The organism is Acetobacterium carbinolicum (assembly GCF_047456275.1).
Classification (GTDB): domain Bacteria; phylum Bacillota; class Clostridia; order Eubacteriales; family Eubacteriaceae; genus Acetobacterium; species Acetobacterium carbinolicum.
This window is the reverse complement of the sequence record NZ_CP173357.1, coordinates 2,730,095-2,745,995: the sequence shown is the minus strand read 5'-3', so window position 1 is coordinate 2,745,995 and position 15,901 is coordinate 2,730,095. Positions and strand designations below refer to the sequence as shown.

General features: G+C 42.9%; 15 protein-coding genes. 13 read left to right on the top strand and 2 right to left on the bottom strand.

The window, feature by feature from the left end; translation table 11 throughout:
* Positions 1-78: 78 nt before the first annotated feature.
* The 4 genes from argC to ACIZ62_RS12690 are packed head-to-tail and all read left to right on the top strand — an operon-like array spanning position 79 to position 4,456.
* On the top strand, positions 79-1,119 hold the full coding sequence (gene argC / locus ACIZ62_RS12705) for an N-acetyl-gamma-glutamyl-phosphate reductase (RefSeq protein ID WP_414150283.1): 1,041 nt from the start codon (positions 79-81) through the stop codon (positions 1,117-1,119).
* Positions 1,120-1,161: 42 nt separating this feature from the next.
* A complete protein-coding gene (gene argJ / locus ACIZ62_RS12700; RefSeq protein WP_414150282.1) occupies positions 1,162-2,385 on the top strand; it encodes a bifunctional glutamate N-acetyltransferase/amino-acid acetyltransferase ArgJ in 1,224 nt (407 codons plus the stop codon).
* A 19-nt stretch (positions 2,386-2,404) separates the two neighbouring features.
* Positions 2,405-3,274 (top strand): acetylglutamate kinase, encoded by an 870-nt coding sequence (argB, locus tag ACIZ62_RS12695; protein ID WP_111889430.1) that lies wholly within the window; start codon positions 2,405-2,407, stop codon positions 3,272-3,274.
* A 9-nt stretch (positions 3,275-3,283) separates the two neighbouring features.
* Positions 3,284-4,456, top strand: coding sequence for an acetylornithine transaminase (locus tag ACIZ62_RS12690; RefSeq protein WP_414150281.1), 1,173 nt, complete (start codon positions 3,284-3,286; stop codon positions 4,454-4,456).
* 107 nt (positions 4,457-4,563) lie between these two features.
* Here the strand turns inward: ACIZ62_RS12690 and ACIZ62_RS12685 are convergent, their stop codons facing one another.
* Positions 4,564-6,042, bottom strand: coding sequence for a sensor histidine kinase (locus ACIZ62_RS12685; RefSeq protein ID WP_414150280.1), 1,479 nt, complete (start codon positions 6,040-6,042; stop codon positions 4,564-4,566).
* Positions 6,029-6,706, bottom strand: coding sequence for a response regulator transcription factor (locus ACIZ62_RS12680; RefSeq protein ID WP_322519423.1), 678 nt, complete (start codon positions 6,704-6,706; stop codon positions 6,029-6,031). Before ACIZ62_RS12680 ends, ACIZ62_RS12685 begins: the two co-directional genes overlap by 14 nt.
* A 210-nt stretch (positions 6,707-6,916) precedes the next feature.
* Here ACIZ62_RS12680 and ACIZ62_RS12675 point away from each other — a divergent pair, with 210 nt between their 5' ends.
* From ACIZ62_RS12675 to ACIZ62_RS12635, 9 genes are all read left to right on the top strand, one after another.
* On the top strand, positions 6,917-7,585 hold the full coding sequence (locus ACIZ62_RS12675) for a response regulator transcription factor (protein ID WP_026394376.1): 669 nt from the start codon (positions 6,917-6,919) through the stop codon (positions 7,583-7,585).
* Between the two features lie 18 nt (positions 7,586-7,603).
* The gene (locus tag ACIZ62_RS12670) at positions 7,604-8,899 is read left to right on the top strand and encodes a sensor histidine kinase (RefSeq protein ID WP_111889433.1); all 1,296 of its coding nucleotides are present in this window, start codon (positions 7,604-7,606) and stop codon (positions 8,897-8,899) included.
* A 139-nt stretch (positions 8,900-9,038) separates the two neighbouring features.
* On the top strand, positions 9,039-9,503 hold the full coding sequence (trmL, locus tag ACIZ62_RS12665) for a tRNA (uridine(34)/cytosine(34)/5-carboxymethylaminomethyluridine(34)-2'-O)-methyltransferase TrmL (protein WP_204355433.1): 465 nt from the start codon (positions 9,039-9,041) through the stop codon (positions 9,501-9,503).
* Between the two features lie 102 nt (positions 9,504-9,605).
* A complete protein-coding gene (locus ACIZ62_RS12660) occupies positions 9,606-10,721 on the top strand; it encodes a lysylphosphatidylglycerol synthase transmembrane domain-containing protein (protein WP_414150279.1) in 1,116 nt (371 codons plus the stop codon).
* 27 nt (positions 10,722-10,748) lie between these two features.
* Positions 10,749-11,591 (top strand): fumarate hydratase, encoded by an 843-nt coding sequence (locus ACIZ62_RS12655; protein ID WP_414150278.1) that lies wholly within the window; start codon positions 10,749-10,751, stop codon positions 11,589-11,591.
* Between the two features lies 1 nt (position 11,592).
* Complete coding sequence (locus tag ACIZ62_RS12650) at positions 11,593-12,156, top strand: Fe-S-containing hydro-lyase (protein ID WP_322519426.1); 564 nt, start codon at positions 11,593-11,595, stop codon at positions 12,154-12,156.
* An 11-nt stretch (positions 12,157-12,167) separates the two neighbouring features.
* A complete protein-coding gene (locus ACIZ62_RS12645; protein WP_111889438.1) occupies positions 12,168-13,424 on the top strand; it encodes a pyridoxal phosphate-dependent aminotransferase in 1,257 nt (418 codons plus the stop codon).
* A gap of 99 nt (positions 13,425-13,523) precedes the next feature.
* Positions 13,524-14,537: a LacI family DNA-binding transcriptional regulator gene (locus ACIZ62_RS12640; RefSeq protein WP_111889439.1), complete on the top strand. Its 1,014-nt coding sequence runs from the start codon at positions 13,524-13,526 to the stop codon at positions 14,535-14,537.
* 134 nt (positions 14,538-14,671) lie between these two features.
* Complete coding sequence (locus tag ACIZ62_RS12635) at positions 14,672-15,838, top strand: TraB/GumN family protein (RefSeq protein ID WP_414150277.1); 1,167 nt, start codon at positions 14,672-14,674, stop codon at positions 15,836-15,838.
* The last annotated feature ends 63 nt before the right edge of the window (positions 15,839-15,901 follow it).

Sequence of the window (15,901 nt, the reverse complement as noted above, 5' to 3'; positions counted from 1 at the left end):
TTTTCGATACGATGGTGTGATCGGTTTGCCTAAACTCTTACTATTCTTAAACAAAAGCATTGAGAAAGGAAAATTAAAATGATTAAAGCATCGATTATCGGAGGAACTGGTTATGCTGGACAGCAACTGATCCGAATTTTAATGCGGCATCCGGATGTAGAAGTGGTGACCATCGGGACCAGAAGCTTTGCCGGACAGAAATTTAGTGATGTTTATGGAAACTTTGAGAACATTACCGATCTTGTTTGCGAAGCAACGGACGTCAAGGTCCTGGCTGAAAAGTCGGATGTGGTATTTCTGGCCTTGCCTCATGGCATCGCATCCAAAACCGTTACGGCGGAGGTGCTAGAAAAAACAAAGGTCATTGATCTTGGTGCTGATTTCCGGCTTAAGGATATTAATATCTATGAGGACTGGTACAAAACCGAACATTTTAACCATCCATTACTTAATGAAGCGATTTATGGATTATGTGAATTGCATCGTGATGAGATAAAAAAAGCCCAGCTCATCTCGAATCCCGGTTGCTATACAACCTGTAGTATTTTAAGCCTGGCACCGCTTATAAAAAATAATCTCATTGATACGGGCAGTATTATCGTCGATGCCAAATCCGGAGTAACCGGAGCCGGCCGGGGAACAATCACCGAGCTGATGTACTCTGAATGCAATGAGACCATCAAGGCTTATAAGATTGGGTCTCATCGGCATACACCAGAAATTGAACAGGAGTTGCGGCTTTTAAATGGTCAGGACTTTAATATTTTGTTCACGCCCCACCTGGTTCCGATGAACCGGGGAATTCTGGCCTTGTCTTATGCCAAGTTAACGGCTGAGCGGAGTCTGGAAGAGGTCAAAGCGATTTACAGAGACTTTTATCACGATGAATATTTTGTCAGAATTCTGGAAAACCGGATGCCGGAAACCCGCTGGGTGAAGGGGACCAACTATTGCGATATCGGCTTGACTATCGATTCCCGCACCAACCACATCATTGTAGTAGGTGCCATTGACAACCTGATTAAAGGTGCCGCCGGACAGGCCGTTCAGAATATGAATATCTGTTTTGGGCTGGCCGAAAAAACCGGAATCGACTTTATTGCCGATTTCCCAATCTAAAGAGAAATTTGGATAAGCCATTTAAATACGAGGAGTAAAGACATGAAAGTAATAAAGACAGGCGGCGTCACAACACCCACGGGTTTTAAAACCGGGGGGATCAATTGCGGCCTCAAAAAGAGCACGAAAAATGACCTGGCGATGATTTTTTCAGAAGTACCAGCGGCAACTTGCATAATGACAACAACCAATGTTGTCAAGGCAGCACCAATTCACTGGTGTAATAAAGTCATTGCTAACCCCTATAAGCAGGCGGTGGTGGTCAATAGCAGTAACGCCAATGCCTGCACCGGACAATCGGGGGAAGAAGCGGTAGCAGCCACAGCCACTAAGGCAGCAGCGGTTTTGGGTTTGCAGCCCGAGGATGTACTGATCGCCTCAACGGGGGTTATCGGGGTGATCTTGCCAGTGGAGAAAATTTTGTCTGGTATTGAGACGCTGGGAGAAAAGCTGGGAAATACTGAGGAAGATAGTGATGCTGCTGCCCAAGCTATTCTCACCACCGATACCATTAAAAAGACGATTGCAGTGGAAGTGGAAATAAACGGGAAGCCAGTAAAAATTGGCGGCATGGCCAAGGGTTCCGGAATGATTCATCCCAATATGGCCACGATGCTGTCCTTTGTGACTACCGATGTGAAAATTGAACCGGCCCTGCTCGATAAACTCCTAAAAGAAACCACGGTGGATACCTACAACATGATCTCCGTCGATGGCGATACCAGCACCAATGATATGGTCACGGTGATGGCCAACGGATTGGCTGACAATCTGCTCTTGCAGGAAAACACCCCGGATTATGAGATCTTTAAAGAAGCCTTTATCTATGTTAATAAAACCCTGGCAAAAAAAATTATTCGCGATGGCGAAGGTGCTTCCAAGTTTGTGGAAGTGGAAGTCCACGGCACCAAAACAAAGGATGATGCCCGCAAGCTGGCAAAATCGGTGATCACTTCCAGTCTGGTTAAAACAGCACTGTTTGGGGAAGATGCCAACTGGGGTCGGGTGCTCTGTGCTTTGGGTTATGCCGGCACTGACTTTGATCCCTTAAAGGTTTCCCTGGTTTTTTCCAGTCAAGCCGGGATGATCACCCTTTTAAATGACGGTGCACCGATTACTTTTGATGAAGATGAGGCGAAGAAAGTCTTATCTGAAACAGATATTCACATTTCGGTGGAAATAAATGATGGCGACGAAAAAGCAGTGGCCTGGGGTTGTGATCTGTCCTACGACTATGTTAAGATCAACGGCGATTACCGAAGTTAAAAAAAGAAAAGAGTAATTAATGGAAAAATATATTGAAAAGGCCAAGATTCTAATTGAAGCTTTGCCCTACATCCAACAGTTTAAAAAGAAAACCATGGTCATTAAATATGGCGGTAGTTTCATGTATGATGAGGCCAGAAAGCAGTCGGTGATGGATGATATTTCCCTGATGCGTCTGGTCGGTATCCGTCTGATTATTGTTCATGGCGGCGGTAAAGATATTTCTGGGATGCTAAGTGATCTTGAGATCCAAACCGAATTTGTCGAGGGTCTGCGGATCACCAACGAAAAGGTGGTCGAAATTGCCGAAATGGTCTTATCCGGAAAAATCAACAAAGAAATTGTCCAGCTGCTTCAGAACCGCGAAATGAACGCCGTCGGTCTTTCTGGCAAGGATGGTGGGATGATTAAGGTTAAAAAGAAATTTGTCAATAATCTGGATATCGGTTTTGTCGGGGACATCATCCATGTCGATAACCGACTTTTAAATACCCTGTTAAAAGATGACTATCTGCCGGTAATTGCCCCAATTGGCACGGATAAAACCGGCCAGAGCTACAATATTAATGCCGATCATGTGGCCTATGCCATCGCCAAAGCCGTCAAAGCAGAAAAACTCATTTACCTGACCGATACCGATGGGGTTTATATGGATCCGGATAACCCGGATTCGATCATTCGCCGGCTCTTTGCCGAAAATGTGCCCAAACTCATTGAAGAAGGAATTATCTCAGGCGGGATGATCCCGAAGGTGGAAAATAGCGTTGACGCCCTGAACCAGGGGGTCAATTCGGTTCATATTTTAGACGGCAAGGTGGAACACTCCATGTTACTGGAACTGTTTACGGCCGCCGGGGTGGGAACGATGATTCGTCGTTCCATTATTTAGGAGGAAAAAATGGATTTAATAACGCGAGGAAGCAATGTGATCATGGAAACCTATAAACGTTTTCCATTGGTCTTTGATAAGGGTCAGGGTTGTGTACTGACCGATGTTGATGGTAAAAACTATCTGGATTTTGTCGCCGGAATCGCCGTCGATGCACTGGGGCATGCCCATCCGGGGTTGCTCGCGACAATGCAGGCGCAGATGGAAAAATTGGTGCATATTTCCAATCTTTACTGGTCCGAACCGGGAATTGAACTGGCTGAAATGCTGACCAAAGCCAGCGGACTGGACAAGGTTTTCTTTTGTAACAGTGGGGCGGAAGCTTGCGAAGCAGCTTTAAAACTGTGCCGGGTTTACGGTAAACTCAAAAAAAATAAAGACGCTGTGGAAATTATTGCCATGGATCAGTCCTTTCATGGACGTACCTATGCTGCCATTACCGCTACTGGTCAAAAAAAATATCAGGAAAACCTGGAACCGCTGATGCCAGAAATTTATCATGTGCCCTACAATGATATTGATGCGTTAAAGGCTCAGATCAGTCCCAAAACCTGTGGGATTATTTTAGAAGTGATTCAGGGCGAAGGGGGAATCTATCCTGCCGATCCGGATTATTTAAAAGCAGTGCGAAAAATCTGTGATGAACAAAACATTGTACTCATTTTCGATGAGGTGCAAACCGGTATTGGCCGTTCGGGAAAACTGTTTGCCTACCAGCAATACGGAGTTGTGCCGGATGTGGTCACCATGGCCAAAGGTTTAGGCGGTGGCGTTCCAATTGGCGGCATTATTGCCAAAGATTATGTGGCCGAAGTCTTTACCCCGGGAACCCATGCCTCCACCTTTGGCGGGAATCCATTTGTCTGTGCAACCGCCAAATATGTGATCAAAACCCTGACCGCACCGGGATTTTTTGAAGCGGTGACAGAAAAAGGGGATTATCTCAAAACCAAACTGGAAGCGTTAAAAAAAGACCATCCCGCGATAAAAGAAGTTCGCGGAATGGGACTAATTGTCGGTGTTCAGGTTGATGCCGATCTGGGTGCCGTTGTTGCCAAAGCGATGCAAAAAGGCCTGCTCTTAATCACCGCCGGCAGCAATGCTATCCGTTTTGTACCGCCCCTGGTCGTTACTATAGAAGAAATTGATCAGGCCGTGCAGATTTTCTCAGAATGCTTATAATGTATTAGATAAATAGCAATTAGCATTGACAGATTACTGTTGATATAAGGACAACCCCGTACCGACAATAGATTAACAATTGTTGGTACGGGGTTTGTTGACAACAGTTAATTTTTATTTAGAAAGATCGAAGCTTTAGTGCCCAGACCGAGTTCGCTGGTAATGACCAGTTTGCCCCGATGAACGTTAATGATGCTGTCAATAATCGACAAACCGAGGCCTGAACCACCGGTTGCTCGGGAACGGTCACTGTTGATGCGGTAAAAACGTTCTTTGATCTTTTCAAGTTCGGATGAGGGAATCCCACAGCCGGAATCAGTGACCGTGATTTCATTTATTTTTTTATTGCAAACCCGACAGCTCAGGCTGATGGTTCCGCCGACCGGGGTGTATTTGCGGCTATTGTCCAGAAGACCCCGGATCGCTTGAATCAACAGCCCTTCATTCCCCCGAACAAAGGCATGGTCACAGGATTCCATGAGGTATTCATGATCCGGATCGATCATTTGACACTGATAAATAATCTTTTCTAAAAGTAGCGAAATATCAAGAACAACGAAATCGTCACCAAAATAATTGTTTTCAATACGCGTAATCAACAGTAAATCTTCGACCATTTTATTCATACCTTTTATTTCATCCCGAATGGCTTCAATGGATTCATCCCGGAGCTGCGGGTCATTTTTACCCCAATCTGATAAAATGTCAATATAACCCTGAATAACCGTCAGTGGAATGCGTAACTCGTGGGAGGCATCAGAAACAAAACGCTTCTGATTATTGAAAGCCGACTCCAGTTTCTTTATCATCTGGTTAAGCGAAACGATCAGCTGATCCAGTTCATCCTTGTTTCCGGTTTCTTCGATTCGGATATTGAGGTTATTTTCCGTGATATTTTTTGCGGTTTCTGAGATCTCAATCAGTGGTTTCAGGGTCTGTTTGGTACCGTAAATACCAAGCAGGATAATTGCGATCAAGCCAAGAATACTAATGGAGACCATCAGGACAAACAAGATGGTCATAAACACATAACTGTCATTGAGGTTTTTGATAATCTGGAGATAGATAATATCCCCGTCCTCCAGCACATAGTAAGACCCCAGATAATAGTATTCGATTTGGTTGTAACGCAAGGAATTAACCGCAATCATCTGATCATTGTCGTCATCAAAGCTAAATTCAAACAAATCAAAATCGTATTCTGCCAGGTTTTCAGCAACTAGCAAATCAGTCAGAATTTCCGAAGACTGGTAGCTATTGCCCTGGTTATCTTTTAGCTGATAGGCAATCAGGGAATTATCCTTGACATAGGGGTAGAGTTTATCAGAGATGAATTCCAGTCGCGCATCAGCAGGTAGGCTCAACAGAGTTGGCATGTTTTCATCCAGAGTATTAATGACGTAATTATTAAACCGGATCATCGTCGATTGGCTTTCATTTAAGATAATCTGCTGCGAAAAAAAGAAGACCATCAAAAAAGAAAGTGTCAAGACTACCGTGAGGGCCAGAATAAAAAAGAAGACGATGCGATGATAGATTTTCAGCGGTTTTTTGCGGCCGGGGATATTTAGTTTATCGAACCACATAACCCCGCCCCCGAACCGTTTGAATCAGCTTCTGGGAAAAATCCCGGTCGATTTTATCGCGCAGATATTTGATATAAACATCGACAATATTGTCCCCGCCATCGTAATCAAAGCCCCAGACCTTGGTGAGTATTTGTTCCCGGGACTGGACCAGATCGTGGTTGAGCACGAGATAATAAAACAGATCAAATTCAGTTCGGGACAAGGTGATTTCCTGGGACTGGCGCTTAACACTAAAAGCGTCCAGATCGATCTCAATGTCCTTAAAAACCAGATGGGTGTTTTGTGCTGCTTCCGGAGTATTTTTTCTTATGTTGGCTTTGATCCGGGCCAGCAGCTCTTCAAAGTTAAAGGGCTTGGTCACATAATCATCGGCGCCTAGTTCAAAACCAGTAACGACATCACTGGTATCGTCCCGGGCAGTTAATAAGATAATTGGCAGGTGATGATTCTGAGCCTTTAAATATTTAAGAACATCATAACCAGAAACCTCCGGCAGCATAATATCGAGTAAGATCAGATCAAAGTCAGGGTTCTTATGATAGGCTTCGATCCCTTCCCGGCCAGTAAAGGCCTTAACCGTCTCAAAACCGGCATGCTTGAGCTGCAGCTCAATGATCCGGGATATTTTTTTATCATCTTCAATAATGAGTATTTCTTTCATGGGAACCTCCATAACCAATTGATAAATAAAAAGATAAACAACACAGTAGCGCCAATTGTCGCAACAGATTAACAATTGGTCGGCCCGGTCATCTTTCATTACCCTAAAATAATATCATATTCTCCTCGTTTTATATAGCTTTAAGATTTCGGCTCTATAATTAATCTGTTAGCTTATAATCAAAATCCAAAATATGGAAGGAGTCGCTTTATGCGTATACTATTTGTAGAAGACGAAAAAAAAATAACCGATGCACTCCAGGAATTATGTAAAATACAAAATATCGATTGTGACATTGCCAACGATGGAGAGGAAGGTTTGTTATTTGCGCTGAACCCTATTTATGATGTTATTGTTCTTGATATTATGTTGCCGATAAAAAGCGGGATTGAAATTCTTCAGCAGATTCGGGATCAAGGGATTAATACCCCGGTATTGATGCTCACCGCCAAGGGCACCATTGATGATAAGGTCAAAGGGTTGGATTTGGGAGCGGATGATTATTTAATCAAGCCCTTTTCAGCAAAAGAACTGTTTGCCCGAATTCGGGCTCTGGGACGTCGTCCGGATCATGGCATTAAGGGCGAGACCATCGTTTTTGAAGATGTCAGTTTTAATACCAAAAAGAACATCCTGCAAACCGAAAACAAGGAATTTAAACTGTCGGTTAAGGAAGCGAAGATTCTGGAGATGCTGTTAAAACGGCCCAACCAGGTTTTTACCAGAGAACAGATTCTAGACCGGGTGTGGGGATTTGATAAAGAAGTCAATGAAAACAATATCGAAATCTATGTGCACAATTTGCGTAAAAAAATTGTGGACACCCAAGTCAAAATTGATACCATCCGAGGGGTAGGCTATACACTTGGGAAAAAATAGGTTGGAGAGTTAAGGCCCATGTTTAAAGAAATCAAGCGAAAGATCACCCTGTTCAACACCCTGATTTTAGTTATTTTTATGTTTATGTTTATCTTTCTTTTGGGGTTTTTAGTGAACTGGAGTCTCAGTCTTTCCGGTGAAATGTATCTGACCACGGTCGCCAAGGAAATTATCCAAAATAACGGACAGACAATTTCCCAACCGATCGATTCCAGAGACTCGGTCCATGATAAATTCGGCTATCAATTCATTATGTGGGACAGCAGTAATATTGTGAAATCGATGAAGGTAGATGATCGCAACTTAATTATGTTAGGATACGAGTTATCGATTGAAAAGAACGAAACGCCCCAATTTAATCTGCTGGTCTCAGAAAATGTGGAATATCGGGTTTATACGCTGCCTTATTCCAATAATTCCAACGATTATGTACTTCAGGTGTTTCAACAGATTTCTACGGAACGCTCGATTATTGCTTATGTTATTTCGTTTTTATTGTTAATCGGGATTGGTTCGATTGCGGTGCTAGTGCCCATTTCCTATTTTTTGGCGGGAAAATCCCTTCAGCCGATCAAAGATACCTTTGAAGACCAGAAGAAGTTTATCGCTAATGCTTCCCATGAGCTGAGAACGCCGCTAACGGTTATTCAAACGAATATAGAAGTGTTGAAACTCAAAGAAGAAGAGCAGATTAAAGATAATATGAAATGGCTTAATAACATTGCCAGCGAAGGTGAGACCATGGCAAAACTTATTTCTGAGCTCTTGCTTCTGGCCCAGGCTGAGAATCAACGGCTGGTCATTGACAAAGAAGTGTTTGATCTATCCTCCATGTGCCAGCAAATGGTTGGCCTGATGACCGAATTGGCCAATGAAAAAGAAATTGAGTTAAGCGAGAACATTTCACCTGGGATCCAATACCGGGGCGATGAAGAACGGTTAAAGCAGGCCGTCCGAATTTTAGTGGATAACGCCATTAAATATACACCAATGGGTGGAAAGGTTCAATTATGTCTGGTTCAGGGGAAACGACACCTGGTTATTGAGGTTAAGGATACCGGAATCGGGCTCACCGAAGAAGATAAAGCAAAGGTTTTTAGTCGCTTTTATCGGGTTGATGATGCCAGAAACCGGGAAACCGGTGGCGTCGGTCTGGGCTTGAATATTGCCGACTACATCGTTAAAAAACATAGTGGTAGAATAAAGATTGACTCGATTCCAAATAAAGGAAGTACCTTTTCCATTGTTTTACCGAAAACGAATCAAAAACCGGATTCAAAGAAAAATAGTATAAATGGAGATACCATTCAATAAACAACCAGTCATAAAAGTTCAATTTCTTTGTTGGTTTTAAATGTTCCTGGCGTATCAGGATTATCTTAAAAAAGAAAGGAATTGGGCTTTTTTTGATTATAATAAAAGTGGACAAATACTTAAATGAAAAGGAATAAACATGAATATTGTACTATACCAACCAGAAATACCTCAAAACACCGGAAATATCGCCAGAACTTGTGCATTAACTGAGACAAGCCTTCATTTGATTAAACCGCTGGGGTTTTCACTCGACGAAAAACAATTGAAGCGGGCCGGTTTGGATTACTGGGAGCTCGTTAATGTGACGGTCTATGATTCATTTGATCAGTTTATGGAAAAGAACCCGGAGGCAAAGTTATATCTTCTAACAACCAAAGCCACCAAATTTTATCATCAAATTGACTATGATCAAAACGCCTTTCTGATGTTTGGGAAGGAAACTGCCGGAATACCCACAGCAATTCATGACGCCCACCCGGAAAACCGGTTTCGCGTTCCGATGAGAAACCATGAAAAGGCCCGTTCATTGAACCTTTCAAATGCTGTAAACATTGTCTTGTATGAGGCCCTGCGGCAACATGGCTTTCAGGGATTGATTTAGTATGAAAATTTTATGAAAATTTCATGAAAACAACTGAAAATTACATTACTTTACCATAACAGTGTGTTATAATTGATTCAATCAAAAATAGGATGGTATGCAATGGATCAAACCAGAAATAAAGAAAAGTTTTGGAAATCAAAATTCTGGAAAAAATACTCGAACTATTTGTTTTTTGTTTTGTTAATCAGTGCAACAGCGCTTATCATCTTAACTCAAGTTGATCCGGAAACATTTTTTAAGACCATTAAACAGGCGAATGGCTATTTTCTGTTACTTGGGATTGGCTGTGTTTTTATTTACTGGTCACTCGAAGCTTATATGTTACTAAAGCTGATGCGTCGGGATAACGCCGATGAAACCTTTCATTTTGCCTGGACAATGACCATGGTCGGCCAGTATTACAATTTAATCACCCCCAGTGCTACCGGAGGTCAGCCTCTGCAACTCTATGAGATGTCCAAGAAAAATTATGGATTTGGTTCGGGGACGGCAGTGCTGGTTCAAAAATATGCACTCTATCAGGTCTCAGTTACTTTTTTGGCTATTATTGCCACAATACTAAGTATAACGACATTACACCAAAGTCTGGAAGCTGCCAAGTGGCTGATTGCAATTGGGTTAATTGTAAACATTGCTGGGGTGGTGTTAATCTTTATTCTGGCCTTTAACGTTAATGCCGCAAAAGGGATTATGATGGGGTGTTTAGGGCTTTTGCTTAAGCTTCGTATTTTAAAAAGTGAGGCAAAGTATCGAGAAAAGGTTACCCACTTTATTAAAGAATACCAGATCGCCATTAAAGAACTAAAAAGCCATAAAATGCAAACCTTGAAATTATTTGCTGTTTCTATTTTACAAATAGTGGCACTTTACTCGGTGAATTATTGGGTGTATCGCTCATTGGGGCTGCATGAGAGCAATGCCATCATCATTATTTCGCTTCAGGCGATCCTTTATGTGGCAGTCGCCTTTGTGCCGACGCCTGGTGCCGCAGGGGGAGCTGAAGCAGGGTTTTTGCTTTTGTTTGGACCCATTTATGGAGCCGGTAATTCGGCGGTGGCGATGATAATCTGGCGTCTGATTACCTTTTACTTTATCATCCTTTTTGGTGGCATATACCTATCCGTTCATTCGATTCGGATTGGGAATGATAAAGCGAAGCTAATTGAAAAGGAATGTAAAGATAAACAATGTGATGATCAAGTTGATCGCCGATAAAAGAACAAAAACAGTAAGGAGAGTTCAGTGAAAAAAATTGGAGTTCAGCAGATTATTGATCATGTGGCTGAAATGTGTATTGAGGCCAATACCCATTTATCAGCAGATATGCAAGAGGGACTGGAACGAGCAAGGGTATCAGAGGAATCCATAAATGGGAAAGAGATTATTGATACCATGCTCAGTAATTTTTTAATGGCCAGGAAAAAAAACATCCCCATTTGTCAGGACACCGGTATGGTTGTCATGTTTGTAACCTTTGGCCAGGATCTGACGATCGAAGGGGGAAGTCTTGAAGCGGCCCTCCAGGCCGGGGTTGCCAAAGGTTATGAGGAAGGTTATCTGCGAAAATCCGTTGTTTCTGATCCTTTTATCCGGACCAATACGGGGAACAATACCCCGGCGGTGATTCATTATCAGGTGGTTCCCGGGGATGGCTTAAAAATAAAAATCTTACCCAAGGGATTTGGTAGCGAAAACACCAGCGCCTTAAAAATGCTAAAACCGTCAGATGGTATTGCGGGGGTTAAAGAATTTGTACTCCAGACGGTGGAAACCGGTAGTCCCAATGCCTGCGCACCGATTGTGGTGGGCGTTGGTGTTGGTGGTACCATGGAAAAAGCCGCTTTGATGGCTAAAGAAGCTCTGGGCAGACCGTTGGGCGAGCACAATCAACAAGAACATATAATGGCACTGGAAGACTACCTTTTAGAAGCCAGCAATACACTGGGAATCGGACCGATGGGCCTGGGCGGAGTCAATACCGTCTTGGGTGTCAATGTCGAAGTCTTTCCGACCCATATAGCCGGGTTGCCGGTGGCGGTTAATATATCCTGTTACGTCAATCGACATGTGGAAAGGGAATTATAGAATGGCTGCTGTAAAGATCAAAACACCGTTGAGTAAAAAGGAACGCAAGAAGTTAAGAGCGGGCGACCATGTGCGGATTTCCGGGCTCATTTATACAGCCCGGGATGCGGCTCACAAACGGATGATGGAAACCCTGGAAAAGGGCTTGCCCTTACCAATGAATTTAACCGATGAGTTAATTTATTATGTTGGTCCCTGTCCGGCCAGACCTGGTGAAATTATTGGTTCAGCAGGACCGACAACCAGTGGCCGAATGGATATCTACACCCCGGAGCTACTGGAGCGTGGACTTGCCGGTATGATCGGTAAGGGCAATAGAAGTGAGCGGGTTATCAATAGCATGATGAGCAATGATGTTGTTTATTTTGCCTGTGTGGGTGGAGCCGGGGCATTATTGCAAGATTGTATTAAATCGGTTGAAATAATTGCCTATGAAGATCTGGGGACCGAAGCGATCCGAAAAATAGAAGTCAAAGATTTTCCGGCGATTGTTGTCATTGACACCCTGGGAAACAATTTATATGAAACTGAAAGAAAAAAATTTGCAAATAAACTATGGATTTAGTGGGAGGAAACATGAAAAAAGCGGAAATGGTTATTGAAACGTCGTTGCGAGAGGGTGGTACCGACCCGATCTTCAGAATTGCTGGAGAAGCTGCAAACCGTACCAGAGAATTGGGTTCAGAAGCCGTCATTAATTCAACCATCGGAGCCTTGATGGATGATGATGGCGAATTGGTGACATTCAAATCAGTCTATGATACCTTAAAAAGCCTACCGAATAATCTGATTGCGGATTACTCAGGGCTGGCCGGTCAGCCGGATTTTTTAGAACAGATTACAAAAGCTTGTTTTAAAGACTGTAAACCGGAAGGTCATATCCGAGCTGTGGCAACCCCAGGTGGAACCGGGGCTGTTCGTCATTCATTTTGCAACTATACTCAGCTGGGCGATACTATTTTATTGACGGACTGGTATTGGGCTGCCTATGCCACGATTGCTGATGAAAATCATCGAAAAGTGACAACCTTCCCACTTTATAATGAAAAGGGTGGATTTAATTTAGAGGGTTGGAAGAAAAGCATCCTGGAGCTGCTAAAAAAACAGCAACGGGTTTTAACGGTTCTTAATACACCCGCTCATAACCCCACCGGCTATACCATTTCGTTAGCAGAATGGGAAGCGATTAAGACCTTTGTGACCGAAACAGCCAAGGCCCAACCCGAGTCAAAAATAATTTTGCTGGTAGACCTGGCTTACATCGATTTTGCCGGTGACGGGGATGAAGCCCGTCAGTTTATGAAAATGCTGACCGGGATGCCCAACAATGTGCTAACGCTGTATGCGTTTAGTTGCTCAAAGGGTTACACCATGTACGGACTCAGAAACGGCGCGATTCTGTGTGTGGCACCCACGGAAGAAATTGCCAGTGAATTTGCCAATGCCTGTACCTATTCCAACCGTGGCAACTGGTCAAACGGCACCCGGGGAGCGATGGAAACCATCACAAAAATTTTTTCCAATGATGAATTATACAACCAGGCGATGGCCGAGCAGAGTTTTTATAAAAGTATCTTAAGGCATCGAGCTGCCGCTTTTGTGGAAGAAGCAAAAAAAATAGGACTGGAAATGGTCACCTATTGTGACGGATTTTTTATTAGCATCCCCTGTGATAAACCACGGGAAGTTAGCAGCCATTTAATGGAAAAAAATACATTTGTGGTCGCGTTAGGTAAGGGTCTTCGTTTTGCACCCTGTGCCGTATCAGAAGAAAAATGCCGTCGTTCGCCCCAGTTAATCCTGGATGCCATCAAAGCGGTAGAAGGTTGTTAATAATCGGTTGATGTTATTTTTATAAATAAGTACACGTCCATAAGATGTTTATGGTCGTTTTGCAAGTGCTTATTGTTTTGAAATTTGAAAGGTGAAGAGATGAGAGTTAAAATCGTAGATGTTGCCAGAGAAGCAAATGTTTCCGTTGCAACAGTATCCCGCGTTGTCAATAATATTCCGCTAGTAAACGAAGAAACGAAAGAACGCGTATTGGAAGCCATCAAAAAAACCGGTTACAAACCCAATGCTATTGCCCGAAGTCTAAAAATTCAAAAAACCAATACCATGGGGATTATGATCCCGGATATTACCAATCCCTATTACACCGAGATTGTCCGCGGTGCAGAGGATGTTTGTGGTATCTATCATTACAATATCATTTTGAGTAACACCGATTTTGATCCGGAAAAAGAGAAAAAATCTCTGAATGTTCTGGTTGAAAAACAATGTGATGGGATCATCTATGTTGGGAAAGATTTAAGTGACGAAATGCAAGCCGAACTCATCGATGCACCGAGCGAGGTGGTATTAGGTTGTATTCCTGATGACAGTGGTGTGTTAAGCGGGGTTTTAATTAACAATGAAACGGCCGCTTACGAATTAGCCATGGAGCTGATAAAAATGGGTCATAAAAAGTTTATGCTGTTTTTCGATGAATTGGAAGAAGGCTATATTTATCAGGAACGAAAAAAAGGATTTATTAAAGCCTTTGAAGAAAATAACATTGAATTTGATGACAGTCGCATTTTGAGAGAAAAACTGAGTCTTTCAGGTGGCTACACGATGATGCAGGAAGCCATTAATACCGGGGTCGATTTTACCTGTGTTTTCTGTTTTAATGATCAGACTGCGCTGGGAGCGATTCGTTGTGCCGAAGAGATGGGTAAGAAAATTCCTGAAGACATTAGTATTTGCGGCTTTAATAATTTTTGGATCGCAGAATGGACCAGACCACAAATTACCACGGTTGCCCAGCCGATGTATGACATTGGTGCCATCGCGATGCGGATGCTCATTAAACTTTGCGAAAAAGACGGCGATCGTACTGTGAAAAATGTCTATGTCCCGCATGAGGTTCATATTCGGGCCTCAGTGACAAATATCGAGAAATAAAAGACCTTTGAGAAACCGGGTTTAATCTCGATAAACAATGGTAATGGGGTAGGAAGATAACGTGTCAGTGTGATTTTTGGATCATTCTGAGTTGATCGGTTGTTTCCGTAGAAAACCCGAAGGAAGGAAGTTCATTGGAATCAAATATTACACGGCTTGATTATAATGGTAAAGAAATAATTTTAATTGGAACCGCTCATGTTTCAAAGAATAGTGTCGATGAAGTGCGGGAAACGATTGAAAAGGAACGGCCGGATTCGATCTGTATCGAACTGGATCAACAGCGCTATGAAGCAATTAATCAGAAAGACAGATGGTCCAATACAAATCTGGTTCAGGTTATTAAAAGCAAACGGGCCGGTTTTATGTTTGTAAATATTTTATTATCGAATTATCAGCGAAAGTTGGCTGAACAGTTTGGTATTGAATCCGGTCAGGAAATGATGGAGGGGATTGCCTGTGCGAAAGAGTATGGAGCAGAGTTGGTGCTGGCAGATCGCAGCATCCAAATCACCTTTAATCGGATCTGGCGGGGCTGTAGTTTATGGGAAAAGATTAAGGTTGTCTTTTCGATTATTCTCAGTGTCGTGGACGATGAAGAAATTACTGAAGACGATCTGGAAAAGCTGAAATCTGACGACATGCTCACAGCGGCCCTATCCGAAATGGGTTCAGCTTTTAAAGGTGTCAAAAAATACCTGGTTGATGAGCGGGATCAATATCTGGCCTATAAAATAAAGCATGCGCCGGGCGATAAGGTTGTGGCAGTCCTTGGTGCTGCACATGTACCAGGAATTAAAGAAGAGATTTTTAAAGATCAGGATATAAAAAAACTAGAAGTAATCCCTCCGAAATCAAATGTTGGAAAAATAATTGGTTGGATGATCCCGATTGTTCTGGTTGGCGTGATCGTCGCCACTTTTATTGCAAACCCCAGTTCTGGTTGGGAGCAGGCAAAAACCTGGATCATTTGGAATGGTGCGTTATCGGCTTTAGGAACCTTAATAGCCGGAGGACACATTGTCTCGGTGGTGGTCGCTTTTTTTGCAGCACCGATTACCTCATTAAATCCGCTACTGGCGGCGGGCTGGTTTGCGGGGACATCAGAGGCGCATTTTCGAAAACCAAAGGTCGAGGACTTTGAGTCATTGCCAAAAGACCTGGGTAGCATTAAAGGATTATGGAAAAACAAGGTCACAAAGGTATTAATGGTTGTGGTTTTTGCCAATTTGGGAAGCGTATTGGGAACCTGGCTAGGTGGTCTGAATATCATCGGGATTTTTATCAATACCTTTTCATAAAGCAAGAAAATGAGGCCGAAGAACGTATAAATATTCAGTGCGTGCAAAAAAACTTGTTAATGT